Genomic DNA, 23,859 nt, shown 5'->3' with positions numbered 1-23,859 from the left:
CACTAGCCGTGTTCTGGAAGACCACCGGCCGCATCCTCATCGTCATCCCCTTCGCGCTCATCATGGCGATGGCAGCGGCGCTGTTCGTCTTGGTGACGCTCGGGCTCGAGCGCATCACGGCGTTCCTGCACGTCAACCCAATTGGCGATGAGGACGTCGAGACGATCTTCGCAGTGATGAATCAGGGGTTCATGCTGGCGGCCAGCATCACCCTCGTGCCGGCGCTGCTGATGGTCATTGTCGGCGAGGTCGCCGGCATCCGCTCGCTGGCCTACTACGTGGTCGGCGGCGGCATTGCGCTAGCTGCCATTCCGCTGCTCGCCCGCTTCGGTCAGAGTGGGGCTATAGCCTCGGGGGAGGCGCTCGTTTGGCAGGTGTTCGCCACGGCCGGGTTCGCCGCCGGCTTCGTCTACTGGCTGATTGCCGGCCGCAACGCTTGACCTACGACGCGTGTCACCCTGAACGCGCGAGTGCTGATTGGGCACAGTCGGGGACCGCGGACGTTAGGCAGATGCCGCCTTTTCCATTGAGAGGGTTGGGTTAAGGCCTGTAAGCTCGCACAAATTCCAAGGAGCAGACCCATGCTCACGCTGCTGCGCGTCCTTTTTGGCTTCGTCATCGCCTGCCTCGTTGCCGGCGCGGTGACCGTCGCCTTCGTCGTCACTCCCGCCGACATTGCCAGCTTGCCGGCCGAGGCGCAGACCGAACGGCTCGGCAATGCCGGGGTTCTGGCACTGCTCACCGCCACGCATTCGGCGATCTTCGCCTTCCCGTTTGCCCTGCTGGCGATCGGGATCGGGGAGATGTGGCGCCTGCGGTCGTGGCTCTATTACGTGCTGGTCGGCGTGGTGATCGCACTCGGCGGCTTTGCGGCGGAGTACCTCAACGAGGTTCCCGGCCAGCCATCCATCCTGAACAACTACGCGCTCGCCGCCTTCCTCACCGTCGGGGTGCTCGGCGGCGGCGCCTACTGGCTGTTCGCCGGCCGGCGCGCCGGCGGCCGGCGCGGCGACGTTGCGGCGCCTCCGAGCGCCTCTCCAACCGCTAGCGAGCCGGTGGCCGAGGCGACTTAGCTCGGACCAATTACTAAGTGCATTTACGCGCAATTGGCTTGTTGCGTTGCAGCAATCAGTTTACGGTCTAAGCGTTGCTTGTGGGGGCAAGGAGAAGGCGCACGCATGCTCGACCCTGACCTCCAGCAACGTTTCGCGCGCCGCTGCGCCGAGGCCGCGCTGGGCTATTCGGCCGCCAGCACGGCCGCCTACGCTGCATTCGCCGATCAGGTGCTGAATTTCTGGTCGGGTGTGCTGCAGCCATCGTCGGCAAAGCGCGAGCCGGACCTGTGGCGCTGGCCGGTGCCCTTGGCGACGTCGCAGACCTCGCAGCCAGAAACGCTCTTCAACCCGTTCGCCTGGGCGCTGCCGCAGCCGGTCCCCAAGCCCACTTCCCCGTCGCTGCCGACCAATCCCTTCGAAGCCATGGAGGCATTCGCCAACGCCATGAGCAGCGCGCTCAGCGCCATGAGCTCGACGCCGGTCAGACCCATCGCCGGTGCGGCCAGTCCGATGTCGGCCTGGCTCACCATGCTCCCGTTCACCACACCCTCGGCTGCTTGGCCGATGGCTTTCATGATGATGTCCTCGGGGGTGCCGCACGCGGTCGCCTGGCCCACAGCGGAAGCCAACGTGGCCGTGCTGGACGCCGCCGACGTGGCGAGGCGGTCGATCAAGAAGGTCTTTGCCAGCTACCAGTCCGAGAGCGGCTACGCCGCGGGCGGCAATGCGTGGCCGCCCGTCGAGATGCTGACGCTAATGGCCATCGTGCCATTCAACGTCGGCACGATGTTCGCGGCCTTACGCATGGCCTGACGCGCCGAACTGGCCGGTCCGAGCCCGTGTTCAGGCAGTCTTCTTGGCTACTTGCTGGAATGGCCGTTTGCGGCAATGGGCACGGCGCACCTTCCCTGCCTTGGTCGTGACCTGCTTGCGCCAATAGCATTCGGACTTGGCGCCGCATGCATTGATATCGAGGCCGACGCACACGGAAGGCGGCTTCTGCTTCTTCTCGGTTTTCGGCTCGTCAGCGGCGGTGGCGGCGAACGCAAGTGTAACGGCGGCGGCGGCCAAGGCGGTGCCGCGCCAAAAAAAGCTATACATAGGACAGCAACTCCCCCGAAAGACACCCCGCAAAAACAACATAGCACTGGTTGTATCGACATAAAAATACATTCTTTGCGGGTAGACTAATGGCGCGCGCCGATGTTGCGGGGCGTCCGCCGATCCCTATAGTGCGCCGCCGTTACGACGCTTCGTCGTAGTCACCGACACTCCGTCGTCCAAGAGACCTCATGACCTCCAAGCCCAAGCCGATCAAAAAGGTCGTGCTCGCCTACTCCGGCGGCCTCGATACCTCGATCATCCTCAAGTGGTTGCAGCAGACTTACGGCGCCGAGGTGATCACCTTCACCGCTGACCTCGGCCAGGGCGGTGAGCTCGAGCCGGCGCGCGAGAAGGCGCTGATGCTCGGCATCAAGCCGCAGAACATCTACATCGAGGACCTGCGCGAGGAGTTCGTGCGCGACTACGTATTCCCAATGTTCCGCGCCAATGCCCTGTATGAGGGCATCTACCTGCTCGGCACCTCGATCGCGCGGCCGCTCATCGCCAAGAAGCAGATCGACATCGTGCGCGCTACCGGTGCCGATGCCGTCTGCCACGGCGCCACCGGCAAGGGCAACGACCAGGTGCGCTTTGAGCTCTCCTATTATGCGCTGGAGCCGGGCATCAAGATCATCGCCCCGTGGCGCGACTGGGAGTTCAAGAGCCGCGAGGACCTGATCGCGTTTGCGGAAAAGAACCAGATCCCCATCGCCAAGGACAAGCGCGGCGAAGCCCCGTTCTCGGTCGACGCCAACCTGTTGCACTCCTCCTCGGAAGGGAAGGTGCTCGAGGACCCCGGCATCGAGCCGCCACCGTATGTCTACCAGCGCACGATTTCCCCGGAAGAGGCGCCCGACAGGGCGACCGTCATCACCATCGGCTTCAAGAAGGGCGACGCGGTATCGATCAACGGCAACCCGCTGAGCCCCACCAACCTCTTGGCGACGCTCAACGACCTCGGCCGCGACAACGGCATCGGCCGCGTCGATCTGGTGGAGAACCGCTTCGTCGGCATGAAGTCGCGCGGCATCTATGAGACGCCGGGCGGCACCATCCTGTGGCACGCGCATCGGGCGATCGAGTCGATCACCCTCGACCGCGGCGCCATGCACCTCAAAGACGAGCTGATGCCGCGCTATGCGGAGCTCATCTACTATGGGTTCTGGTTCTCGCCCGAGCGCGAGATGCTGCAGGCGGCGATCGACAAGAGCCAGGAGCATGTCGAGGGCGAGGTGCGCCTCAAGCTGTATAAGGGCAACGTCATCGTCGTCGGCCGCGAGAGCCCCAAGTCGCTCTATTCCTCGACGCTCGTCACCTTCGAGGACGACAAGGGTGCCTACGACCAGAAGGACGCTGCCGGCTTCATCAAGCTCAACGCCCTGAGGCTGCGCACGCTCGGGATGCGCGACCGGAAGGGCTAGGTGCGCGCCTCTGTCATTCCAGGGCGAAACGCGGGACATCCAGGCCGTCATCCTCGGCTTCATGCCGAGGACCCATTCCTCCACTTGTTCCGACGCTGGCTGTTCGACGTCGACACTTGAGATGCCGAACTCTGGATCCTCGGGACGAGCCCGAGGATGACACCTGAGCGCGTGGCACATGTTTACGGTCTCGCAAGCCCATGAGCCCCGAGGGATGAGAAAGAGCGAGGGAGCGCGGGCGCCGAAACGCTGCGTCCGATATTCTGAAGGGCAGCCTTGTCATGGCGGAGCCGTGCTCCGAACGGACGCCCGCGTGCGGTGGCTCGCAAAGCCGAGCGTGCTGACACGATGGCAACGGGGCCTTGGGTCCCACCCGGCGCTTCGCGGGCCGGGCGATCATCGCTCACGACCTAAAGCGGCTGCGCAACCGGGTTGTGCCCATCCGGATACTGCCCTTTCGGCCGCTGTTTGAACCTTGAGATCTCCGTGCCCCCTGTTGCGAATCAGATGGTTACGTGACAATGGGGCACTGCCTGGTCCCGCTGCAGCGGTCCGTAATTCAGTTGACGGAGTTCTGCACAGTAATGCGCGTGCAGCCAGTTGAGTAACACTACTCACTGGTCGATCTTCGTAAGCCGTTCCGGAATCAACGGAGGGGGGCTGTATGGAGCCATCGGCTCGCGTGCCGCGCGCTTGGGCTCCTACAGCCATCGCGGCGTCGTTTTTGGCAGCTTTGCCAAACGCGGCGTTCGCTGGCGGATTTGGAATCGAGCAATCGGCCTACTATCAGGGCATGTCGTACGCTGGTGCTGCCACCGGCAGTCCGAGCCTTGCCTCGATCTCTTGGAACCCTGCAACGGCGTCGTACGCCCTCAGCGGCTTGCAGGCGGAGGCGAGCGCTTCCGTCATTCTGATGTCAGCCGACGTCACCGTTCTCAATCCGCAGGACCAATTTCCGCCTCCAGGCGCAGCCGAGACGGATATCGGCAGGAATGCTTTGATCGGTGCCAGCTATGTCACCTGGCAATTGGACGACAAGACGGTGCTTGGCTTGAGCCTCACCTCGCCGTTCGGACTTGGGACAAAGCCCGATGATACGAACTGGGCTGGGAAGTACGAAGGCATCACGACCTATATCTTCAACGTCAACGCCACGCCGATGCTGTCGTATGAGATCGCGCGTGGCGTGTCCGTTGGGTTGGGAGTCCAGGTGGACTACTTCGGCCTCAAGCGACAGACGGCGGCGACGCCGCAGGGTCTGGCAAACTTCAAGGCCGATGACATCGGCGTTGGCTTCGTGGCAGGCATCGACGTCCAGCCTGCACCTGGAACGTCGATCGGCTTGGGCTTTCGTTCATCGATCGATCACAAGGCCGAGGGGCATGTTGAGCTAGGCTCTATCGGCAAGGCGCCGGCCGAGGCCTCTATTCAACTTCCCGAAATGCTGTCGCTCGGCGTGCGACACGCCTTGTCGCCGTCAACAAGGGTGCTCGGAGAGGTCGAGTGGGTGAACTGGAGCCGGCTCGACGTCATTCCCGTCGTGCTGCAGGGGTCTCTCGCCGGCTTGGTTCCAGCCGGGGCTACGGTCGCAAATTTCGACTTCAGATGGCGGGATGGATGGTTGTTCGCTCTCGGTGGCGAATACGATTGGTCACCCAATCTGACGCTGAGGACGGGTGTCGCCTACGAGGTGTCGCCGGTTGATGGGGCGACGACGCGTCTTGTGCAGGATCCCGACAGCAATCGGGTGTGGCTCAGCATCGGATCCTCGTACACAATGAGCGATGGTTCGCGGCTCGACTTCTCTTACAGCCACGTGTTCTTCGAGAATGACGCCCCATTCAATCGCGTACCTGGATCGACGCTCTTCACGGCGCCACCTTTGCTCGGCACGGCTGACGTTAGCATGGACGTCATTTCAGTCGGCCTGAAGATGGATCTAAGCTCCCTCTTTCCAAGTCCCCCGGCACTGAAATAGGTCAGTCGGCAAGGTTCAGATCTTGACCTCGCTGGCGGGCGCGCTTCATCGGCTCAAGGCTTAAGCCGCCGCCGGCGGCAAGGTCGGCCGCTCGACCACCGGGCGCGGCCAGTGGTCGGGCAGTTCGCACAGACCGCCGCCCAGGTAGAGGTGGTGCCAGAGCTGCGTCGACAGCACGCCGGTGAGGCCCATCTTCAGGAACACGTTGATCTTGTCGCCGTTGCCGGCGCCGACGGCGTCATAGTCGCGGCGCACCGCCTCGGCGTCGAAATAGCCGGTGCGTGTGAGCGCTTCGCGGCTCATCAGATCGCGCACGTAGGCCGGCGGATCGACGAAGAAACTCTCTGCCAGCGGGGCACGGAACATGCCCTTCTTGCGGAACGCCGCCTCCTTCGGCAACAGCCGCGCCGCAGCGTGGCGCAGCAGGTACTTGTCGCGCGTCAGGCCGCGCAGCTTCCAGCGCGGATGCAGCTTGGAGACGAAGGCGATGACGTCCTCGTCGAGGAACGGGTAGCGGGTCTCGACGCTGTTGGCCATCGCCACGCGGTCGCCCTTGTGGTTGAGCAGCAACCCCGGCAGGTGGATCTTGTAGCCGTAGTAGAGCGACTGGTTGAGCGGCGCCCAGCGGCGCACGCGCTCGGCTTCGATCGGCACGTCCTCATAGGCGACGTAATCGCCGAGCCGGTCTTTCATGGCGGTTGAGAAGTAGCGGTCGCGCGACTGCGAGACGAGGTGATAGAGCAGCGTCTGGGCGTGGGCGCGGCCCATCAAGCCGTCGATGCGCTTCAGCTGCGCGCCGCTCATGTGCGACGCCATGCGCATGCGGAGCAGGCGGTTGAGCGCATCGGAAGCGCGCGTGCCGCCGACATCCAGGAAGTAGCTGAGCTTGCGCAGCTTGAACCAGATGTAGCCGGCGAACGCCTCGTCGGAACCCTCGCCCGTCAGCGCCACCTTGTAGCCCTGGTCGTGCACCTCTTGCGACAGGCGCCACAGGGCGGCGCACGAAGTGTCGATCACCGGGCAGTCGGCAGAGGCGATGAGCTGCGGATACGTATTGGCGATGACCGAGCTGTCCGAGCGCAGCACGGTCGGGCGACAGCCGATGGCGCGCGCGGTGAAAAGCGCGTCGGACGTCTCGTCGAGGCCCTTGCCGGGAACCTGAATGGTGAAGCTCGGCACCGGCGCGCCGCGCAGCTTCGAGGCGGTGGCCAGCACGTAGGCGGAATCGACGCCGCCCGAGAGGTAGCCGACGACCGGCACGTCGGCGCGCAGGCGGATATCGACGGCGCGGCGGAAGCGCGCCTCGAACTCGTCGATCAGAGCGTTTGCGTCGCGCGGGTCGTCCTCGCTTCCGGCGTCGGGGAAGTCGAGATCCCAGTAGCGGCGCTCGACCACCTCGGCCGGCTTGCCGTCGCGGCGGAAGGCGATCTTCAGATAGTGCCCGGGCAAGAGCGCGTTTACGCCTTCGAACATGGTGCGGCGGGTGCCCATGGCGAAGAACGTGAAGAGCTGGTCGAGCCCGCGCGGGTCAGGGGCGGCGGGCACGGCGCCGGAGGCGAGCAGCGCCTTGATCTCGGAGCCGAAGAACAGCCAGTCACCCTGCCGGCTCCAGTGCAGGGGACAGATGCCGACGCGGTCGCGAGCGAGGAAGATGGTGCGCTTGGTAAAGTCGACGAGGGCGATGGAGAACTGGCCCTTGAGGCGCTCGAAGATGCCTTCGCCGTACTCCTCGTAGAGGTGCACGATGATCTCGGTGTCGGTGTGCGTGCGGAAGACGTGCCCCTTGGCCTGCAACTCCGCCTTGCGTTCCGGATAGTCGAAGAGCTCGCCGTTGTAGACGACGGCGACGGTGCCGTCCTCGTTGAAGATGGGTTGCGAGCCATCGCCGAGCCCGATGATGGAGAGGCGGCGGTTGGCAAAGCCCAAGCCGGGCCGAATGAGGTAGCCGTCAGCGTCGGGGCCGCGATGCCACAGCGCTTCCGCCATGTTCTGCAGGGTGGCGGCGTCGGGCTGCCGCTTGCCCGTGAGATCGATCAGTCCAGCGATGCCGCACATAGGTCCTCGTGAGGGCGCGCGTTGCGATTCGGCTCAATTCGTAAGTCGACATTGGCCCGGTAAAGAGCCCGTTACACAACGTCGCAAAAGGCGCCGTTCCGGCGAATCGTTGTTCGACCAACCTAGCATGCGAAGCGGTTTGCCGTGAAAACTGGCGTCAAATGAGGCGAAGCGCCTTCAGGCTCGCATGTCCCTCGCGACCAACGATAATGTGGTCATGAACGGCAATTCCGAGAGGCGCCGCCGAGGCGACGATTTGCTTCGTCATATCGACATCGGCGCGCGACGGGGTCGGATCGCCAGATGGGTGGTTGTGCACGAGTATGATCGCCGTTGCCGACAACTCGAGCGCGCGCTTCACGACCTCGCGCACGTAGACCGGCGTGTGATCAACCGTGCCCTCGCCCTGCACTTCGTCGGCGATCAGATGGTTGCGCTTGTCGAGGAACAGGATGCGGAACCGCTCGCGGTGCTCGTAGCTCTGTGCGGCGAGCAGATAGTCGAGCACCTGCCTCGACGACGCTAGTGTCGGCCGCTGCATAATCTCGGAACGCATCATGCGCAGCGCAGTGGCGCGCACGAGCTTCAGCTCGGTGACGACGGACTCGCCGACGTCCTGCACCTCCTTGAGCCGCGGCTCGGGTGCGTTGACCACCTCCGCGAAGGAGCCGAAGCGGGCGAGCAGCCGCTTGGCTATGCCCTTGGTGTCGCGCCGCGGCAGGGCGCGGAACAGTAGCAGCTCCAAGAGCTCGTAGTCGGGAAGTGCATCGGGGCCCCCCTTGCGGAAGCGCTCGCGCAGACGCTGGCGGTGCCCGGTGTGATCGGGCAACGGCGCTTCCAGGAAGGAGCCCTGCTCGCTGGCGTCCGCTTTGCCGCCGCTCTTGTCGCGATCCGGCATGACGCACGCCCGGCATCCCTAGTTCATTGCAAAGCTGGGGAAGTCGAGCCCCTTGGGCGAGTGCGTGAACACCTCGCAGCCGGTCTCGGTCACGCCGACGCTATGCTCGAACTGCGCCGACAGCTCGCGGTCGCGCGTCACCGCCGTCCAGCCGTCGGGCAGCACTTTAACGTGGGGGCGCCCGAGGTTGATCATCGGCTCGATGGTGAACAGCATGCCTGGCTCGAGCGTGACGCCCTCACCCGGCTCGCCGTAGTGCAAGATGTTGGGGCGATCGTGGAACACGCGCCCCAAACCATGCCCGCAGAAGTCGCGCACGATGGAGCAGCGCTCGGCCTCCGCATACGCCTGGATGGCCGCGCCGATATGCCCGGTGGTGGCGCCGGGGCGCACCTCGGCGATACCGCGCTGCAACGCCTCATACGTCACCGCGATCAGCCGCTCGGCGCGGCGCGAGATCTGCCCCACGGGGTACATGCGGGAAGTGTCGCCGTGCCAGCCGTCGACGATCAGCGTCACGTCGATGTTGACGATGTCGCCCTCGCGCAGGGGCTTGGGCCCGGGGATGCCGTGGCAGACGACGTGATTGATGGAGGTGCAGATGGCCTTGGGAAAGCCGCGATAGTTGAGCGGCGCCGGGTAGGCGTTGTTATCGAGCGCGAATTGCAGGACGCGCTCGTCCAGCTCTTCGGTGGTGACGCCCGGCCGCACGTGCTCGGCGAGCATATCGAGAGCGGCGGCCGCGAGCTGGCCGGCCTTGCGCATGCCGGCAAACGCCTCCGGCCCGTGCCGCCTGATCTTTCCGTCGCGGTCGGGTGCGCGACCAACTTCAACATTCGACATGTGTGGTTCCTGAATGCCCCTGCGGGCAGCCATATTTAGCGGCAGCTGGGCCGCGCCCATGCGTGGGAGAATACTGTCCAGCCAGACAGCTTCCCATTCATTTAATAGCTTTGTCGATACTTCCAAGCGCACCCAGTCGACCGGTCGCTGCCTTTACACTCCCCGGTGGCCGCCCGAATCGCATGGCGGTTGGTGGAAGTCAGCCCCCTGACATATCTCAGCTTGGGCGCGCCGGCGCGCCGCAGTGCTGCACCGCGATCAGGCACACTGCCTGCCAAAATGCCAAGAAATGACGGAAACTTAGGCGCGACAGAGGGGCGTGCCGCAGGTACCCTTGTGCGGTGCAGCAGGGACTGGGGAATCCCTCCAACCGTCGACGTCAATTAGGCGGTGACATGGTGCCACTGAAACAAACGGTCGGCGTCGGACCGCCGGCCGCGGAGCCGAAGCAGCTCGGCGAGATCGCGCTCATCGGCATCTACGAGGTGTCGAAGATACTCGCCAAGCCGGCGCGCCTGGAAACAACGCTGTCGGGCGTGCTCCACCTGTTGTCTTCGTTCCTCGACATGCAGCACGGCACCATCGTGCTGCTCGACGACGACGATGTACCGGGTATCGCGGTCGGCTCGGTGTGGACCGAAGAGGTCGCCTACGAAGGTCTCGTGCACCTGCCGCGCAAGGTGCTCGATCAGATCATAGCCACGGCAATGCCGTTAGTTCTGGAGAACGCCGGCGAGCATCCGCTGTTCAAGAGTGGGGAGCAGGCAGGCGCCTGCGCCACCATCGGCAGCGGTCAGCCCGTCTCCTTCATCGGCGTGCCGATCAAGATCGAGGATCGGGTGGTCGGCACGCTGTCGATCGTCAGGGTGTGGGACAAGCGCAGCGAGTTCCGCTCGGACCACGACGTCCGCTTCCTGTCGATGATCGCCAATCTCATCGGCCAGACGATCCACCTGCACCGCGTGATCGCGCGCGATCGCGAGCGACTGATGGACCAGAGCCGGCGGCTCGAGAAGGAGCTGACGAGCGTCAAACCGGGTAAGGAGCGCGCGCGCGTCGCCGGCATTATCGGCGAGAGCGCCCCCCTGCGCGCCTTGCTCAACAAGATCGAGATCGTCGCCAAGTCCAACGCCACGGTGCTGCTGCGCGGCGAATCCGGCACCGGCAAGGAGCTGTGCGCGCGTGCCATCCACGAGCTTTCGCCGCGCTCCAAGGCGCCATTCGTCAAGGTGAACTGTGCCGCACTGCCGGAGTCGGTGCTGGAGTCGGAACTCTTCGGACATGAGAAGGGCGCGTTCACCGGCGCCATCGCCTCGCGCAAGGGCCGCTTCGAGATCGCCGACGGCGGAACGATCTTCCTCGACGAGATCGGCGAGATCTCGCCGGCCTTTCAGGCGAAGCTGCTGCGCGTGCTGCAGGAGGGCGAGTTCGACCGTGTCGGCAGCACCAAGACGCAGAAGGTCGATGTCCGCGTGGTGGCGGCCACCAACCGCGATCTCGAGGAGGCAGTTAAGCAAGGCACGTTCCGGGCCGATCTCTATTACCGGATCAGCGTCGTGCCGCTGCGTATCCCGTCGCTGCGCGAGCGCAAGGGCGACATCCCCATCCTCGCCGAGAGCTTCCTCAAGCGCTTCAACAAAGAGAACGGGCGCAACTTGAAGCTCGCCTCCAGCGCCATCGATGTGCTGAAGGCCTGCTACTTCCCCGGCAACGTGCGCGAGCTGGAGAACTGCGTGTTCCGTACCGCCACGCTGGCTACCGGCGTTTCCATCGTCGAGGAAGACTTCGCCTGCCGGCACGACCAGTGTCTGTCGGCGCTGCTGTGGAACGGCAGTGCAACACCACTACCAGAGCGTCCGCAGCCGCAACTGCCGCTGCCAGTGATGCCGGCCAGTGCGGAAGGCCGCGGCGCCCGGGCAAGTGCGCCGGTCGAGGCGCGTTCTAGCGATGCCGGTCGCGACGAAAGTCCGGTGCCCAGCGCAGCCCAGGGCTCCGAGCGCGAGCGCCTGATCGAGGCAATGGAGAAGGCCGGCTGGGTGCAGGCCAAGGCGGCGCGCATCCTCGGCCTGACGCCGCGCCAGATCGGCTATGCGTTAAAGAAGCACGGCATCGAGATCCGCCACTTCTGAGCGGCTAGCGCTGCGTTCGGTTGATGCTTACGGCAACGTCGCGCCTACGCGCGAGGTAGGGCGCCGACGTCACGAGAATGTCGGCGCCGGCGCGCGCGTAGGCGGCGGCATTGTCGACGGTGATGCCGCCGGCCGCGGCGATCAGCGGGCGCGCTGCGCCAGTGGAGAGCGCGTCGACGAGACGGGCGATCTCGGCAGCGCTGAACCTCTCCGTCTGCACCACGTCGAAGCCGACGTGGCACGCCGCGAGCGCGGCGTCGAGCGATGTCGCCTCGATGACCAGCTTCTTTTCCGGCACTGTGCGCCGCAGCCGTGCGACCGCCTCGTTGAGCGGCTCGTCGCCGAGAAATACCCGGTGCTCGGGGAACACCAGCACGCTTTCGGACAGCCCGAGGCGGTGCATCGAGGCGCCGCCGGCACGCACAGCACGTACGGCGAACGATTTGGTCCCGGGGACGTCATGTTCGTCCGACCAGACGCGGCCGCGTCGGGTTTCCGACCACGACGGCGGTGCTTGAATGGGAGTATCCCTGACTTTGCTGGAGAATTGTTGCCTCGCTACATGTCGGCATGCGGATTGCTCTTTTGCCCATGACGCCTAGTCGTCGGCTTGATTGGCGCGGAAAGCGACATGCAAGTTCTGAGCTATCACGAGCATCTGCGGAAGTTAGCGGCTGTGATCTACCGCTCTGGCGTGGACGACGTCGACGGGCTTCTCGCGAGGTTCGCGGCCGCCGGGTTGCCGATCCTCACGGCGGTCGCGGACAAGTGCTACGATGATTGGATCGCTTTCACCGGAGGATACGGAACCACGCTCGCGTGCGAGCGGCGCGTCGTCGATGATTGGTGGTGCGAGACGTCGCTGCGCGAAGGACGGGCGCGCGTCTTGGCTCCTTGAGCGCACGCCCGAAGCTGCGCCCGAGCCCTCCCTTCAAGCCATAGGGCCGACGCTGCTTTGCAATGATGACGTCGGAAGACTTGATCCCGGCTGACACGGCGTCGCCGGCCTTGAGCCCAAGGTCATCGTCGGACTCGTCGGTGATCGAGGAGGTGACGACCAATCCCGGCGCGACCCCGATTTTGACGTGAGCCGTTGTCGAGCCCTTGGCTACGGCGAATCCGTCGCGGATGAAGCGTGTCGGACATGCGACACGCATCAGCCGACTATGTCTTGGGGCCGACAGGCCCGAATCCGACGGCGGCACATTATAACTATTCAAATTCAGAGTGTTAACCTCTGGCACGCGGCTTGAAAGGCGCCGATGCGACCACGCATCGCCGACCTTTCAGGAGCGAAATGATGGCGAGCCATTGCGCGCGCGAACGATCTCGCAGCGCTGAACCGCAGAGCCGCGGCAACTCGAACGCCCACAGGCGCTTCCGCGGCGCGCTGCCGGGGGTGCTGCGATGAGCGGCGCCGACAACGCAAACGCCGTCTGCGGTGCACTCGACTGGCTCGGCCGGCCGGTACAGTGCAGCGATTGCCCACACGAGGTCATCCGCGCCGAAGCGCGCTGCGACTTGGGGCGCATCTGCGTGCGCGATCAGCGCGCGCGGCGTATCGATCGGTTCTTTGCCGCCAATCCGGAAGAAGCCGACAAGTATCTCAAGCATCCCTACTTCGAGGCGCGCGTGCTGGCAGCGAAGTACGCCAGCGTCTTTCTGCTCGCGCCGCTTATGGACGACCCAGAGCCCGACGTGCGCACCATGGTGGCGCAGCGTCTGCCGGTGAACCGCATCGCGCATTTGGCCAATGATCCGGACCGCAAGGTGCGCATGGTGGTGGCGCAGCGCCTGGAGGGTGCCGCGCTCGTTCCGATGCTGAGCGATACCGACTACTGGGTGCGCCTCGTCGCCGTGAAGCGTGTGCCGGAGGACGTTCTGCCCATCGCCATGCACGATTCAGACGCGCAGGTGCGCCGCGAGGTGGCGCGCCGCATCAAGCCGGACGTGCTGCCGGCCATGTCGTTCGATCCCGACCCATTGGTGCGCGTCGCCGTCGCCGCGCGCCTCGAGCCGAAGCAGCTGATGGCGCTCGTCGACGATAGGGACCTGCGGGTCCGCTATGTCGTCGCCGAGCGCGGCACACCGACGATCCTCGCGCGCCTGCAAGACGATCCCGACCCCGAGGTGAGACGCCTTGTCGGCGCGCGGATGCGCGGGGACGACGGCGACGTGCCGGCGAGTTGAGATGCGGATCGAATAGCGGAGAAGAGAATGGCGGCCGTCCAGGAAACCGTTGAGCAAGTTCGCCGTATCGACGTCGACCAATACAAGTACGGGTTTGAGACCAAGGTCGAGTCGGAGAAGGCGCCGAAGGGCCTCTCCGAGGACATCGTGCGCTACATCTCGGCGAAGAAGAACGAGCCCGAGTGGATGCTTGCCTGGCGGCTCGATGCGTTCCGGCGCTGGCTCACCGTGCGCGAGCCATCGTGGGCGCGCGTCGACTATCCGCCCATCGACTATCAGGATTTGCACTACTACTCGGCGCCCAAGAAACGGCCATCGCTCTCTTCGCTCGACGAGGTCGATCCGGAGATTTTGAAGACCTACGAGAAGCTCGGCATCCCGCTCAAGGAGCAGGAGGTGCTGGCCGGCGTCGTAGGTCCGGACGGCAAGCCGAAGGTGGCGGTCGACGCCGTGTTCGACAGCGTGTCCATCGCCACGACCTTCAAGGAGGAGCTGGCGCAGGCGGGCGTCATCTTCATGCCGATCTCGGAGGCGATCCGCGAGCATCCCGAGCTCGTCAAGAAATACCTCGGTTCGGTGGTGCCGACGACCGACAACTTTTTCGCCACCCTCAACTCGGCGGTGTTCTCCGACGGCTCGTTCGTCTACGTGCCGGAGGGCGTCCGCTGCCCGATGGAGCTGTCGACTTACTTCCGCATCAATGAGGAGAAGACCGGGCAGTTCGAGCGCACGCTGATCATCGCCGACAAGGGCGCCTACGTGTCCTACCTCGAAGGCTGCACGGCGCCCAAACGCGACGAGAACCAGCTGCACGCCGCCGTGGTCGAGCTCGTCGCGCTCGATGACGCCGAGATCAAGTACTCCACCGTGCAGAACTGGTATCCGGGCGACGCCGACGGCAAGGGCGGCATCTTCAACTTCGTGACCAAGCGCGGCGACTGCCGCGGCCGCAACTCGAAGATCTCCTGGACGCAGGTGGAGACCGGCTCGGCCATCACCTGGAAGTATCCGAGCTGCATCCTGCGCGGCGACTATTCGCGCGGCGAGTTCTACTCCATCGCCATCTCCAGCGGTCGCCAGCAGGTCGACAGCGGCACCAAGATGCTCCACCTCGGCAAGAACACGTCGAGCCGCATCATCTCCAAGGGCATTGCGGCGGGGCGCTCGGACAACACTTATCGCGGGCTCGTCTCGGCGCACCGCAAGGCTATCGGTGCGCGCAACTTCACCAACTGCGATTCGCTGCTGATCGGCGAGGAGTGTGGCGCGCACACGGTGCCCTACATCGAGGCGCGCAATGCCTCGACACAGTTCGAGCACGAGGCGACGACCTCGAAGATCTCCGAGGAGATGCTGTTCTACTGCATGCAGCGCGGCCTCTCCAGCGAGGAGGCAGTGGCTCTGGTCGTCAACGGCTTCGTGCGCGACGTGCTGCAGCAACTGCCGATGGAGTTCGCCGTCGAGGCGCAAAAGCTGATCAGCATCTCTCTGGAAGGAAGCGTCGGCTGACCTCGTCAATGCCGCCCCACGAGCAAAGGTACCCCGCGATGACGCCCCTATTGCAGATCAAAGACCTCCACGCGGAGGTCGCCGGCAAAAAGATCCTCAACGGTGTCGACCTCACCATCGGCAAGGGCGAGGTGCACGCCATTATGGGCCCCAACGGCTCGGGCAAGTCGACGCTCGCCTACGTGCTGGCCGGCAAGCCCGACTACGAAGTGACGGCGGGCGAGGTGCTGCTCAACGGCGCCGACGTGCTGGCGATGGACCCCGACGAGCGTGCTGCGGCCGGTCTCTTCCTAGCATTTCAGTACCCGATGGAGATCCCCGGCGTGTCGACGATGACGTTCCTGCGCTCGGCGATGAACGCGCAGCGCAAGAAGCGCGGCGAGGCGGAGCTTTCATCCCCCGACGTGCTGCGGCGTGTGCGCGAGGAGGCGGGCATGCTCGGGATCGATCCGGAGATGCTGCGCCGCCCGGTCAACGTCGGGTTCTCGGGGGGCGAGAAGAAGCGCGCTGAGACGCTGCAGATGTCGCTCCTGGAGCCGCGCCTGTGCGTGCTCGACGAGACGGACTCGGGTCTCGACATCGACGCGCTGAAGGTGGTCGCCGACGGCGTTAACCGGCTGCGCTCCAAGGAGCGCTCGATGATCGTCATCACCCACTACCAGCGGCTCTTGAACTACATCGTGCCGGACGTGGTGCACGTCTTCTCCAAGGGTCGCGTCGTACGCACCGGCGGCAAGGAGCTGGCGCTGGAGCTCGAGGCGAACGGCTACGCCGGCTACCTGGAAGAGGCGGCGTGATCCCATGAACGTGGAAGTCCGCCCCATCCGCACCGCGACCGACGAGGCTCTCGCCAAGGCGTTTGCCGGCGCGCGGAGCAGCCTCCCCGGCGGCGCCTACGTCAAGGCGCAACGCGAAGCCGCCTTCGGGCGCTTCGAAGCCTGCGGCCTGCCGACCCGGCGCGTGGAGCAGTGGAAGTATACCGATCTGCGCACGTTCATGCGCGAGGCAAAGCCGCTGGCCGCGGCGCCGGGCGAGGCGGAGCGGCAACGCGCCGAAGCGGCAGGCGCCGTGTTTGCCGGTGTCGCGCCGCGGCGCCTGGTGTTCGTCGACGGCCGCTTCGTGGCGGAGCTGTCGGATCTATCGGCGCTCGAGCCGGGGATGAGCATTACTTCGCTCGCCGAGGCGCTGGCCGGCGGCGCACCCGACGTCATTCGCCGCGTCGGCGATTCGAATGTCGGGCAAGGCGACATCGCCTATGCGCTCAACACTGCGTTCATGGCCGACGGCGCGGTGATCAAGCTGGCGGCCGATGCGCACGTCGCGCGGCCGATCCACTTGGTTTTCGCCTACTGCAGCGACAAAGGCAGCGCCGTGTTCACGCGCTCGCAGGTCGTCATCGGCGATCGCGCGCGCTTGACGCTGATCGAAAGCCACGAGTACTTCGGCGCGCCCGATTGTCAGGTCAACAACGCGCTCGACCTCGCTATCGGCGAGGACGCGCAGCTCGATCACGTCAAATTGGGGGGCGACGGCGATGACGCGCTGCACGTGGCGACGATCGGCGCTACGCTCGGCAGCAACGCGCAATATCGCGACTTCGCATTGACGCTGGGCGGCGCGATGGTGCGCAACCAGATCTTCGTGGCCTGCGCGGGCGAGGGTGCGACCATCGACCTGCGCGGCGCCAGCCTGCTGCGCGGCCGCCAGCATGCCGATACCACGCTGGTGCTCGATCACGCTGCCCCCGGCTGCCAGAGCCGCGAGTTGTTCAAGTCCGTGCTGGAGGATGAAAGCCGCTCGGTCTTCCAGGGCAAGATCGTCGTGCGGCCGAAGGCGCAGAAGACCGACGCGCGCATGATGACCCAGGCGCTGCTGTTGTCGGAGACGGCGGAGGCCAACAGCAAGCCGGAGTTGGAGATCTTCGCCGACGACGTGCAGTGCGGGCACGGCGCCACGGCGGGCGCGCTCGATGACAAGCTAAGGTTCTACCTCATGGCGCGCGGCATCCCCGCCAAGGAAGCCGAGGCGCTGCTGATCAAGGCTTTTATCGGCGAAGCCATCGACGACATCGCGCACGAAGGGGTGCACGAGGCATTGGCAAGCGTCGTTGCGGCAGAGCTCGATAGGCGAGGCTAAAGCATGCATCCGGCGGTGAAGAACGGCAGCTACGACGTCGAGCGTGTGCGCGAGGATTTTCCCATCCTCGGCACGCGCGTGCACGGCAAGCCGCTCGTCTACCTCGACAACGCCGCCTCGGCGCAGAAACCCGAGGCGGTGCTGGGACGCATGCAGTACGCCTACACGTCGGAGTACGCCAACGTGCATCGCGGTCTGCACCATCTGTCGAATACGGCGACGGCGGCCTACGAGGGGGCGCGCGAGAAGGTGCGTGCGTTCCTCAACGCCGAGCGGGCCGACGAGATCGTCTTCACCCGCAGCGCGACGGAAGCGATCAACCTCGTCGCCTACACCTTCGGCCGCGACCGCATAGCGCCGGGCGACGAGATCGTGCTCTCGATCATGGAACACCACGCCAACATCGTTCCCTGGCATTTTCTGCGCGAGCAGTATGGCGCCGTGATCAAGTGGGCGCCGATCGATGACGGCGGCAATTTTCTCATCGACGAGTTCGAGAAGCTGCTGAGCGCGCGCACGCGCATGGTGGCGATCACGCACATGTCGAACGTGCTCGGCAGCGTCGTGCCGGTCAAGGACGTGGTGAAGATGGCGCATGCGCGCGGCATCCCCGTGCTGGTCGACGGCTCGCAGGGCAGCGTCCACCTCGATGCCGATGTGCGCGGCATCGGCTGCGACTTCTACGTGATCACCGGTCACAAGCTGTATGGGCCGACCGGCATCGGGGTGCTGTACGGAAAGTACGAGCACCTTTCCGATATGCGGCCGTTCAACGGCGGCGGCGAGATGATCCACGAGGTGTTCGAGGACAACGTCACCTACGGCGTGCCGCCGCACCGCTTCGAGGCGGGGACGCCGCCGATCGTCGAGGCGATTGGCCTCGGCGCGGCCCTCGACTATATCGATTCGCTCGGCAAGGCGCGCATCCGCGCCCACGAAATGGAGCTGGTGAAGCACGCGCACGCGCACCTCGGCGAGATCAACTCGCTGCGCATCATCGGCACCGCCGAGGACAAGGGCGCCATCGTCTCCTTCGAAATGAAGGAGGCGCACGCGCACGACTTCGCCACCATCATCGACCGCGCCGGTATCGCTGTGCGCGCCGGCACGCATTGCGCGATGCCGCTCCTGCGCCGCTTCGGCGTGCCGGCGACGTGCCGCGCATCGTTCGCGCTGTATAACACGCGCGCCGAGGTCGACCGGCTCGCCGATGCGCTGATCAAGGCGCGCAGTCTCTTTGCCTAGTGCGGTGACGAAGCCAACGGCATGCACGCATCCAAACAATGCTTGCAGCGCGAATTCCTGACCAATGTCGGTTTCCCAACAGCTCCTACATACGCAGGCTGCTGTCGGCATCGCGACAGGCAGGCCGCGAAGCAGAAAACAAACGCGATTTCAGTGCGTTGTGTCGTCGCCGGATGCTGGCATGCAAGTTGCCTAGAGCACTTCTAGACGGTGTAGCGCGCGATTCACTCGGATGCAGGGCACGAGCACGATCGGTCGTCGCAGGCACCAAGCATGGGCATAGCGAGGTCGGTACTATGGACGCATTGCTGGAAGAGGGACCCATCGAGGTCGTCGTCAGCGACGAGCTGAAATCGATCGACGACGTGATGCAGAAGATCGCCGAGCACAAGGGCTGCGGTACCAAGGGCGGCAGCGGCAAGGCAAGCTGCGGCTCGGGCGCCGGGCAAGGCGATATGCCGGCGGAGATCTGGGAGAAGGTCAAGAACCATCCCTGCTACAGCGAGGAGGCGCATCACCATTATGCGCGCATGCATGTCGCCGTGGCGCCAGCGTGCAACATCCAGTGCAATTACTGCAACCGCAAGTACGACTGCGCCAACGAATCGCGCCCGGGCGTCGTCAGCGAGAAGCTGACGCCTGAGCAGGCGGCAAAGAAGGTGCTGGCCGTCGCCTCCACCATTCCGCAGATGACGGTGCTCGGCATTGCCGGTCCCGGCGATCCGCTCGCCAACCCCGCCAAGACCTTCAAGACCTTCGAGCTGATCTCGCAGGCGGCGCCCGACATCAAGCTGTGCCTGTCGACGAACGGGCTGGCGCTGCCCGAGCACGTCGAGACCATCAAGAAGTTCAACGTCGATCACGTGACCATCACCATCAACATGGTCGACCCGGAGATCGGCGCCCAGATCTACCCGTGGATCTTCTACAACCACAAGCGCATCGAGGGCGTGGAAGCGGCGCGCATCCTCTCCGAGCATCAGCTGCGTGGCCTCGAGATGCTCACCGAGCGCGGCATCCTGTGCAAGATCAACTCGGTGATGATCCCCGGCATCAACGACCATCACCTAGTCGAGGTGAACAAGGCGGTGAAGTCACGCGGCGCCTTCCTGCACAACATCATGCCGCTCATCTCGGCGCCCGAGCACGGCACCGTGTTCGGCCTGACCGGCCAGCGCGGCCCGACGGCGCAGGAATTGAAGGCACTGCAGGACAGCTGCGAAGGCGAGATGAACATGATGCGGCACTGCCGTCAGTGCCGCGCCGATGCCGTCGGCCTCCTAGGCGAGGACCGCAGCGCCGAGTTCACCACCGACAAGATCATGGCGATGGAGGTCAACTACGACCTCGATACGCGCAAGGCCTACCAGGAGAAGGTCGAGACCGAGCGTCAGGCGAAGGTGCAGGCCAAACAGGCCGAGCTCGAGTCCATGGCCGGCGAGATGAGCGACATCAAGATCCTCGTCGCCGTCGCCACCAAGGGCAGCGGGCGCATCAACGAACACTTTGGCCATGCCAAAGAGTTCCAGATCTACGAGCTCAGCACCGCCGGTGCCAAATTCGTCGGTCACCGGCGCGTTGATCTCTACTGCCAGGGCGGCTTCGGCGACGACGCCGGGCTCGACACCATCATCCGCGCCATCAACGACTGCACGGCAGTGTTCGTCGCCAAAATCGGCGGCTGCCCGAAGAACGACCTGCTGAAAGCGGGCATCGAGCCGGTCGACCAGTACGCGATGGAATTCATCGAGCAGTCGGCCATCGCCTACTTCAAGGACTACCTGCAGCGCGTGAAGAGTGGCGAGATCGCCCACGTCGTGCGCGGCGACGCCGACATCCGCCAGGGCGCGCTCATTTCAGCTTGATCGACCAACGGGAGCTAAGACATGGCCTACAAGATCATCGCTTCGCAGTGCACCTCGTGCTCGGCCTGCGAGGCGGAATGTCCGAACGTCGCCATCTCGGAGAAGGGCGGCACGTTCGTCATCAACCCGAAGAAGTGCACCGAGTGCATCGGGTACTTCGACATTCCCCAGTGCGTCGCCGTCTGCCCGGTCGACAACACCTGCGTGATCGATACCTCGGTCCCGCGTTACCAGGCGCCGACGTGAGGAGCGACCCAATGAACATGAGCGTCACTCCCGCCGCGCAGAAGTTCATTCAGCGCATGCTGCGCTTCGACGGGGTGCCCGGCAGCGGCTTCCGCATGGAGGTGAGCGCCGGCGGCTGCTCCGGCCTCGCGGCGCAATTCAGCGTCGAGGGGCAGCCGCGCCCCGGCGATGCCACCGTCACCTTGGGCGGGGTGAAGTTCTTCCTTCCCGCCGAGAGCCGCCTGCTGCTCGACGGGGTGACGATCGACTTCGTCGACTCGCCGCTGCAGTCGGGCTTCGTCTTCCATGACCCGAAAGCGACGAGCTGCGGCTGCTCGAACGAGGCAAAGCCTACGGTCGATGCCTCGGTATTGAAGCTCAGCTAAGGGGAATGCGATGGCCGCAGCGGCTGCGAGCACGCAGGCACCGGTGCCGGACGAAGCGCTCATCGCGAGCGTGCTGCTGGGAGGCGGGCTCCCCGCCGCCGCCGAACAGCATCTGCGCCAGGCGGGCCTCGCTTACCAGCATGGCGCCATCGCCGAGCAACACTTGCGCGAGGCACACGCCCTCGCGCCCGGCCATGCCGCCGTGCTGATCGGACTATACCGCTTTTATTTCTACAAGGGGCGCCTCGCCGAGGCGCTCGAAGTCGCTCGCGTCTGCCTCGACAAGGCGGCGCGCGAGAACGGCATCGCGCAGGATTGGTGGCTGGTCGAGCGCGGCGACGCGGATTTTTCCAGCTGGGACGCCGTGCTGCCGCGCTTCTATCTCTTCACGCTCAAAGCCTACGCCTATCTCAACATGCGGCTCGGCTGCGAGGCCGAGGCGCGGCTGGTGCTGCTCAAGCTCCTTGACCTCGATCCCACTGACAAGCTCGGCGCGCGCATCCTGCTCAACGTGCTCGATCGCAAAGGGCGCGACGATGAGGATTGAGGACGTGCGTGGTTCGCAAGGAGGGATGAGGTGACCAACATCAGCCGCGACAGCGACGTCGTCGAGCTCAACGACCCGCCGCGCTTCGACTACGGCGCCAAGGTGCGCGCCAAGCGCACGATCCGCAACGACGGGACGTTTCCCGGCAAGGACATCGGCGAAATTCTGGTGAAGAAGGGCGACGAGGGCTACGTGGTGAGCATCGGGACGTTTCTGCAGCAGTTCTACATCTATGGCGTCGAGTTCATCAGCACCGGCTATCGCGTGGGTATGAAGCGCAAGGAGCTGGATCAGGTCGACACGGCACCAGCGGGCCTGGAGTCGGAGCTATGAACGAGCCTGCCATCCCGAAATTCGAGTGGGGCCAGCGCGTGCGCGCCACCACCGACCTGTTCAACGACGGCTCGTTCCCGGACGAGCCAGCCGACGTGCTGCTGGCGAAGACCGGCGACCTCGGCGAGATCGTGCAAGTCGGCCGGCACGTCGAAGCCAACGTCGCCGTCTATCTCGTCGAGTTCGGCGAGCGGCGCATCGTGGGCTGCCTGGAAGAAGAGATCGAGCTGTCGTACGGACCGCAGTCTGCGGATCACGCACAGAAGGATGCCAACGCATGAAGGTGATGATCCGCAGGAGCACGGAAGGCCAACTCTCGGCGTACGTGGCGAAGAAGGATCTCGAGGAGCCCATCGTCGAGATGGAAAAGCCGGAGATGTGGGGCGGTCGCATCACGCTCGCCAACGGTTGGCAACTGCAGCTGCCGCCGATGGCGCCCGAGACGCTGCTGCCGATCACCGTCGAGGCGCGCAAGCTGAGCGAGTAGCCATGTCGATCGACGCCGACGAGATCGCACATATTGAAGAGCTGCTGGCGCGGGCGCCGGCCGAGACGCTGTTCGCCGAGCTGCGCGAACGGTTTCCCGACCTGTCGCTGACGCGCTGCGATGCCTCCGACATCGACACCGAGACGCCGTTCCGCGAGTACGGCCGCTACAGCCTTTATCTCGTCGACAGCGCCGATCATTGCTGGCGCCTCACCGACGATCCACGGCAGGCAACCGGCCTCGTCGTCGCCGTGCGCAAGGCGCTGTCATGAAGCCGACGTGGATCCCGCTGTCCGACCCCGACATCACGCACGATGAGCTCGATGCGGTCAGCGAGGTGCTGCAGTCGCCGCAGCTTTCCGCCGGTCCGATGGTGCAGCGCTTCGAGGCCGCTTTCGCCGAGTACATCGGTCGCAAGCATGCCGTCGCGGTGGCGAGCGGCACGCTCGGCCTGATGCTGGCGCTCGATGCGGCGGGGGTCGGCGCGCGCGACGAGGTCATCGCCTCGCCGTACTCGTGGCGCGAGTGCGCCCACGCCATCGGGCTTGTCGGCGCTACGCCCGTCTTCTCCGACATCGACTATTGGGCAGGCACGCTGGTGCCGGAAAAGGCCGAAGCCTGCCTCGGCGCCCGCACCAAGGCGATCGTCGCCGGCAACACTAACGGCCATCCGGCACCATGGGCCAAGTTGCGCGAGGTCGCCGCGCGGCATCGTCTGGTGCTCATCGAGGACTCTACCGAGGCCATAGGCTCTCTCTACCAGGGTAAGCCGGTCGGCAGCTTCGGCGATCTCTCGGTGTTCGATTTTTCGCAGCCATGCCCCATCGCCTGCGGCGAAGGTGGCATGGTGGTGACCGACGATGACGACTACGCCGGTCTGCTGCGGCGCCTGCGCTCGCGCCGTACGGACGAGCGCGCCTCGGTCGTGTTCGGGCTCACGGCGCCCTATCAGTGCGGGATGAGCGATCTATCGGCGGCGCTCGGCCTCAAGCAGCTGCAGCGTATCGAGACGATCCTCGAGAAGCGCAAGCGCACGGAGCGTCTCTATTTCGAGTACGTGCAGTCGTTCGAAGGCATCAAGGATCCATACGTCGCCCCCGAGGTCGACGAGGTGCACTGGTTCCTCTACCTCGTGCATCTCGGCACGCGCTTTGCGCTCTCCAGTCGCGACGCCATCGTCGAGGATCTGCGCACCGAGAGCGTCGAGGCGGCGGCATACTCCAACCCGATGCACCTGCAGCGCCGATATCTCGAGCTCGGCTATCGCCGCGGCAGCCTGTTCGTGACCGAGAAGGTCGCCGACCGCGCCGTAGCGCTCCCTTTCCACACCCACCTGACCGAGGAGCAGGTCGCCTTCATCATCGGCACGATGAAGGACGCCTCGATCAACGTGGGCGCCGGTACGGCCATCTATCTGTAGGGCGCGCACCGTCCAATCGTAGCAACCGCAAGT

General features: G+C 65.0%; 25 protein-coding genes and 2 pseudogenes. 21 read left to right on the top strand and 6 right to left on the bottom strand.

Going from position 1 to position 23,859, the window contains the following annotated elements; all coding sequences use genetic code 11:
• Positions 1-8 precede the first annotated feature (8 nt).
• The 3 genes from F9K20_RS01010 (at position 9) to F9K20_RS01000 (ending at position 1,868) form a co-directional block, all read left to right on the top strand.
• The gene (locus tag F9K20_RS01010; protein ID WP_290996956.1) at positions 9-440 is read left to right on the top strand and encodes a hypothetical protein; all 432 of its coding nucleotides are present in this window, start codon (positions 9-11) and stop codon (positions 438-440) included.
• A 141-nt stretch (positions 441-581) separates the two neighbouring features.
• Positions 582-1,073, top strand: coding sequence for a hypothetical protein (locus tag F9K20_RS01005; protein ID WP_290996955.1), 492 nt, complete (start codon positions 582-584; stop codon positions 1,071-1,073).
• Positions 1,074-1,178: 105 nt separating this feature from the next.
• Positions 1,179-1,868 carry a hypothetical protein gene (locus tag F9K20_RS01000; protein WP_290996954.1) on the top strand — a complete coding sequence of 230 codons (690 nt, stop codon included), beginning with the start codon at positions 1,179-1,181 and terminating at the stop codon, positions 1,866-1,868.
• Positions 1,869-1,898: 30 nt separating this feature from the next.
• Here F9K20_RS01000 and F9K20_RS00995 read toward each other — a convergent pair whose 3' ends face one another.
• Entirely contained in the window at positions 1,899-2,156 is a 258-nt protein-coding gene (locus tag F9K20_RS00995; protein WP_290996953.1) for a hypothetical protein, read from the bottom strand.
• A gap of 191 nt (positions 2,157-2,347) precedes the next feature.
• Between F9K20_RS00995 and F9K20_RS00990 the strand changes: the two genes are divergently transcribed.
• A complete protein-coding gene (locus tag F9K20_RS00990; RefSeq protein WP_290996952.1) occupies positions 2,348-3,580 on the top strand; it encodes an argininosuccinate synthase in 1,233 nt (410 codons plus the stop codon).
• Positions 3,581-4,304: 724 nt separating this feature from the next.
• Positions 4,305-5,558 (top strand): OmpP1/FadL family transporter, encoded by a 1,254-nt coding sequence (locus tag F9K20_RS00985; protein ID WP_290996951.1) that lies wholly within the window; start codon positions 4,305-4,307, stop codon positions 5,556-5,558.
• A 60-nt stretch (positions 5,559-5,618) separates the two neighbouring features.
• Here F9K20_RS00985 and asnB read toward each other — a convergent pair whose 3' ends face one another.
• The 3 genes from asnB to map all read right to left on the bottom strand — a co-directional run bounded on the left by asnB (position 5,619) and on the right by map (position 9,354).
• Positions 5,619-7,613 (bottom strand): asparagine synthase (glutamine-hydrolyzing), encoded by a 1,995-nt coding sequence (gene asnB / locus F9K20_RS00980; protein ID WP_290996950.1) that lies wholly within the window; start codon positions 7,611-7,613, stop codon positions 5,619-5,621.
• Positions 7,614-7,770: 157 nt separating this feature from the next.
• Positions 7,771-8,511 carry a DNA repair protein RadC gene (gene radC / locus F9K20_RS00975; RefSeq protein WP_290996949.1) on the bottom strand — a complete coding sequence of 247 codons (741 nt, stop codon included), beginning with the start codon at positions 8,509-8,511 and terminating at the stop codon, positions 7,771-7,773.
• Positions 8,512-8,529: 18 nt separating this feature from the next.
• Positions 8,530-9,354 (bottom strand): type I methionyl aminopeptidase, encoded by an 825-nt coding sequence (gene map / locus F9K20_RS00970; protein WP_290996948.1) that lies wholly within the window; start codon positions 9,352-9,354, stop codon positions 8,530-8,532.
• Between the two features lie 395 nt (positions 9,355-9,749).
• On the opposite strand from map, the gene nifA reads away from it, so the two are divergent.
• Positions 9,750-11,483, top strand: a complete 1,734-nt coding sequence (gene nifA / locus F9K20_RS00965) for a nif-specific transcriptional activator NifA (protein WP_290996947.1) — start codon at positions 9,750-9,752, stop codon at positions 11,481-11,483.
• Between the two features lie 4 nt (positions 11,484-11,487).
• Here the strand turns inward: nifA and F9K20_RS00960 are convergent.
• Positions 11,488-11,943, bottom strand: a pseudogene (locus tag F9K20_RS00960) (ModD protein); the annotation flags it as partial.
• Positions 11,944-12,114: 171 nt separating this feature from the next.
• Here F9K20_RS00960 and F9K20_RS00955 point away from each other — a divergent pair.
• Positions 12,115-12,381, top strand: coding sequence for a DUF2478 domain-containing protein (locus F9K20_RS00955; RefSeq protein ID WP_290996946.1), 267 nt, complete (start codon positions 12,115-12,117; stop codon positions 12,379-12,381).
• 58 nt (positions 12,382-12,439) lie between these two features.
• On the opposite strand, the pseudogene F9K20_RS00950 reads toward F9K20_RS00955, so the two are convergent.
• Positions 12,440-12,640: pseudogene (locus tag F9K20_RS00950) on the bottom strand (molybdopterin-binding protein); the annotation flags it as partial.
• Between the two features lie 250 nt (positions 12,641-12,890).
• On the opposite strand from F9K20_RS00950, the gene F9K20_RS00945 reads away from it, so the two are divergent.
• The 14 genes from F9K20_RS00945 (at position 12,891) to F9K20_RS00880 (ending at position 23,826) form a co-directional block, all read left to right on the top strand.
• Positions 12,891-13,673 (top strand): 4Fe4S-binding leucine-rich repeat protein, encoded by a 783-nt coding sequence (locus F9K20_RS00945; RefSeq protein WP_290996945.1) that lies wholly within the window; start codon positions 12,891-12,893, stop codon positions 13,671-13,673.
• 27 nt (positions 13,674-13,700) lie between these two features.
• Positions 13,701-15,182, top strand: coding sequence for a Fe-S cluster assembly protein SufB (gene sufB / locus F9K20_RS00940; RefSeq protein ID WP_290996944.1), 1,482 nt, complete (start codon positions 13,701-13,703; stop codon positions 15,180-15,182).
• Positions 15,183-15,220: 38 nt separating this feature from the next.
• The gene (sufC, locus tag F9K20_RS00935) at positions 15,221-15,979 is read left to right on the top strand and encodes a Fe-S cluster assembly ATPase SufC (RefSeq protein WP_290996943.1); all 759 of its coding nucleotides are present in this window, start codon (positions 15,221-15,223) and stop codon (positions 15,977-15,979) included.
• A 4-nt stretch (positions 15,980-15,983) separates the two neighbouring features.
• On the top strand, positions 15,984-17,318 hold the full coding sequence (sufD, locus tag F9K20_RS00930; protein WP_290996942.1) for a Fe-S cluster assembly protein SufD: 1,335 nt from the start codon (positions 15,984-15,986) through the stop codon (positions 17,316-17,318).
• Positions 17,319-17,321: 3 nt separating this feature from the next.
• Positions 17,322-18,563 carry a cysteine desulfurase gene (locus F9K20_RS00925; RefSeq protein ID WP_290996941.1) on the top strand — a complete coding sequence of 414 codons (1,242 nt, stop codon included), beginning with the start codon at positions 17,322-17,324 and terminating at the stop codon, positions 18,561-18,563.
• Positions 18,564-18,859: 296 nt separating this feature from the next.
• The gene (gene nifB, locus F9K20_RS00920) at positions 18,860-20,428 is read left to right on the top strand and encodes a nitrogenase cofactor biosynthesis protein NifB (protein ID WP_290996940.1); all 1,569 of its coding nucleotides are present in this window, start codon (positions 18,860-18,862) and stop codon (positions 20,426-20,428) included.
• 21 nt (positions 20,429-20,449) lie between these two features.
• The gene (locus F9K20_RS00915) at positions 20,450-20,674 is read left to right on the top strand and encodes a 4Fe-4S binding protein (protein ID WP_290996939.1); all 225 of its coding nucleotides are present in this window, start codon (positions 20,450-20,452) and stop codon (positions 20,672-20,674) included.
• Positions 20,675-20,685: 11 nt separating this feature from the next.
• Positions 20,686-21,039, top strand: coding sequence for an iron-sulfur cluster assembly accessory protein (locus F9K20_RS00910; protein WP_290996938.1), 354 nt, complete (start codon positions 20,686-20,688; stop codon positions 21,037-21,039).
• Positions 21,040-21,049: 10 nt separating this feature from the next.
• Complete coding sequence (locus tag F9K20_RS00905; RefSeq protein ID WP_290996937.1) at positions 21,050-21,586, top strand: hypothetical protein; 537 nt, start codon at positions 21,050-21,052, stop codon at positions 21,584-21,586.
• A gap of 30 nt (positions 21,587-21,616) precedes the next feature.
• Positions 21,617-21,919, top strand: a complete 303-nt coding sequence (locus F9K20_RS00900) for a nitrogen fixation protein NifZ (RefSeq protein ID WP_290996936.1) — start codon at positions 21,617-21,619, stop codon at positions 21,917-21,919.
• Complete coding sequence (locus F9K20_RS00895; protein WP_290996935.1) at positions 21,916-22,200, top strand: nitrogen fixation protein NifZ; 285 nt, start codon at positions 21,916-21,918, stop codon at positions 22,198-22,200. Before F9K20_RS00900 ends, F9K20_RS00895 begins: the two co-directional genes overlap by 4 nt.
• A complete protein-coding gene (gene nifT, locus F9K20_RS00890; RefSeq protein WP_290996934.1) occupies positions 22,197-22,406 on the top strand; it encodes a putative nitrogen fixation protein NifT in 210 nt (69 codons plus the stop codon). The genes F9K20_RS00895 and nifT overlap by 4 nt, the downstream gene beginning before the upstream one ends.
• A 2-nt stretch (positions 22,407-22,408) precedes the next feature.
• Positions 22,409-22,678, top strand: coding sequence for a DUF6129 family protein (locus F9K20_RS00885; RefSeq protein WP_290996933.1), 270 nt, complete (start codon positions 22,409-22,411; stop codon positions 22,676-22,678).
• Positions 22,675-23,826, top strand: coding sequence for a DegT/DnrJ/EryC1/StrS aminotransferase family protein (locus tag F9K20_RS00880; protein WP_290996932.1), 1,152 nt, complete (start codon positions 22,675-22,677; stop codon positions 23,824-23,826). The genes F9K20_RS00885 and F9K20_RS00880 overlap by 4 nt, the downstream gene beginning before the upstream one ends.
• Positions 23,827-23,859 lie beyond the last annotated feature (33 nt).

The sequence above is a fragment of the Hyphomicrobium sp. genome (assembly GCF_009026145.1).
Classification (GTDB): Bacteria; Pseudomonadota; Alphaproteobacteria; order Rhizobiales; family Hyphomicrobiaceae; genus Hyphomicrobium_A.
Note: the sequence above shows the minus strand (reverse complement) of the source record. Positions and strands in the feature narration are given on the sequence as shown.

Coding starts and splice junctions, on each gene's coding strand:
- map (WP_290996948.1), bottom strand. CDS start 9,354: ATGTCGAATGTTGAAGTTGGTCGCGCACCCGACCGCGACGGAAAGATC.
- F9K20_RS00995 (WP_290996953.1), bottom strand. CDS start 2,156: ATGTATAGCTTTTTTTGGCGCGGCACCGCCTTGGCCGCCGCCGCCGTT.
- nifB (WP_290996940.1), top strand. CDS start 18,860: ATGGACGCATTGCTGGAAGAGGGACCCATCGAGGTCGTCGTCAGCGAC.
- F9K20_RS01000 (WP_290996954.1), top strand. CDS start 1,179: ATGCTCGACCCTGACCTCCAGCAACGTTTCGCGCGCCGCTGCGCCGAG.
- F9K20_RS00945 (WP_290996945.1), top strand. CDS start 12,891: ATGAGCGGCGCCGACAACGCAAACGCCGTCTGCGGTGCACTCGACTGG.
- F9K20_RS00925 (WP_290996941.1), top strand. CDS start 17,322: ATGCATCCGGCGGTGAAGAACGGCAGCTACGACGTCGAGCGTGTGCGC.
- F9K20_RS00955 (WP_290996946.1), top strand. CDS start 12,115: ATGCAAGTTCTGAGCTATCACGAGCATCTGCGGAAGTTAGCGGCTGTG.
- asnB (WP_290996950.1), bottom strand. CDS start 7,613: ATGTGCGGCATCGCTGGACTGATCGATCTCACGGGCAAGCGGCAGCCC.
- F9K20_RS00885 (WP_290996933.1), top strand. CDS start 22,409: ATGTCGATCGACGCCGACGAGATCGCACATATTGAAGAGCTGCTGGCG.
- sufD (WP_290996942.1), top strand. CDS start 15,984: ATGAACGTGGAAGTCCGCCCCATCCGCACCGCGACCGACGAGGCTCTC.
- F9K20_RS00905 (WP_290996937.1), top strand. CDS start 21,050: ATGGCCGCAGCGGCTGCGAGCACGCAGGCACCGGTGCCGGACGAAGCG.
- F9K20_RS00895 (WP_290996935.1), top strand. CDS start 21,916: ATGAACGAGCCTGCCATCCCGAAATTCGAGTGGGGCCAGCGCGTGCGC.
- F9K20_RS01005 (WP_290996955.1), top strand. CDS start 582: ATGCTCACGCTGCTGCGCGTCCTTTTTGGCTTCGTCATCGCCTGCCTC.
- F9K20_RS00990 (WP_290996952.1), top strand. CDS start 2,348: ATGACCTCCAAGCCCAAGCCGATCAAAAAGGTCGTGCTCGCCTACTCC.
- sufC (WP_290996943.1), top strand. CDS start 15,221: ATGACGCCCCTATTGCAGATCAAAGACCTCCACGCGGAGGTCGCCGGC.
- radC (WP_290996949.1), bottom strand. CDS start 8,511: ATGCCGGATCGCGACAAGAGCGGCGGCAAAGCGGACGCCAGCGAGCAG.
- nifT (WP_290996934.1), top strand. CDS start 22,197: ATGAAGGTGATGATCCGCAGGAGCACGGAAGGCCAACTCTCGGCGTAC.
- F9K20_RS00910 (WP_290996938.1), top strand. CDS start 20,686: ATGAACATGAGCGTCACTCCCGCCGCGCAGAAGTTCATTCAGCGCATG.
- sufB (WP_290996944.1), top strand. CDS start 13,701: ATGGCGGCCGTCCAGGAAACCGTTGAGCAAGTTCGCCGTATCGACGTC.
- F9K20_RS00915 (WP_290996939.1), top strand. CDS start 20,450: ATGGCCTACAAGATCATCGCTTCGCAGTGCACCTCGTGCTCGGCCTGC.
- nifA (WP_290996947.1), top strand. CDS start 9,750: ATGGTGCCACTGAAACAAACGGTCGGCGTCGGACCGCCGGCCGCGGAG.
- F9K20_RS00880 (WP_290996932.1), top strand. CDS start 22,675: ATGAAGCCGACGTGGATCCCGCTGTCCGACCCCGACATCACGCACGAT.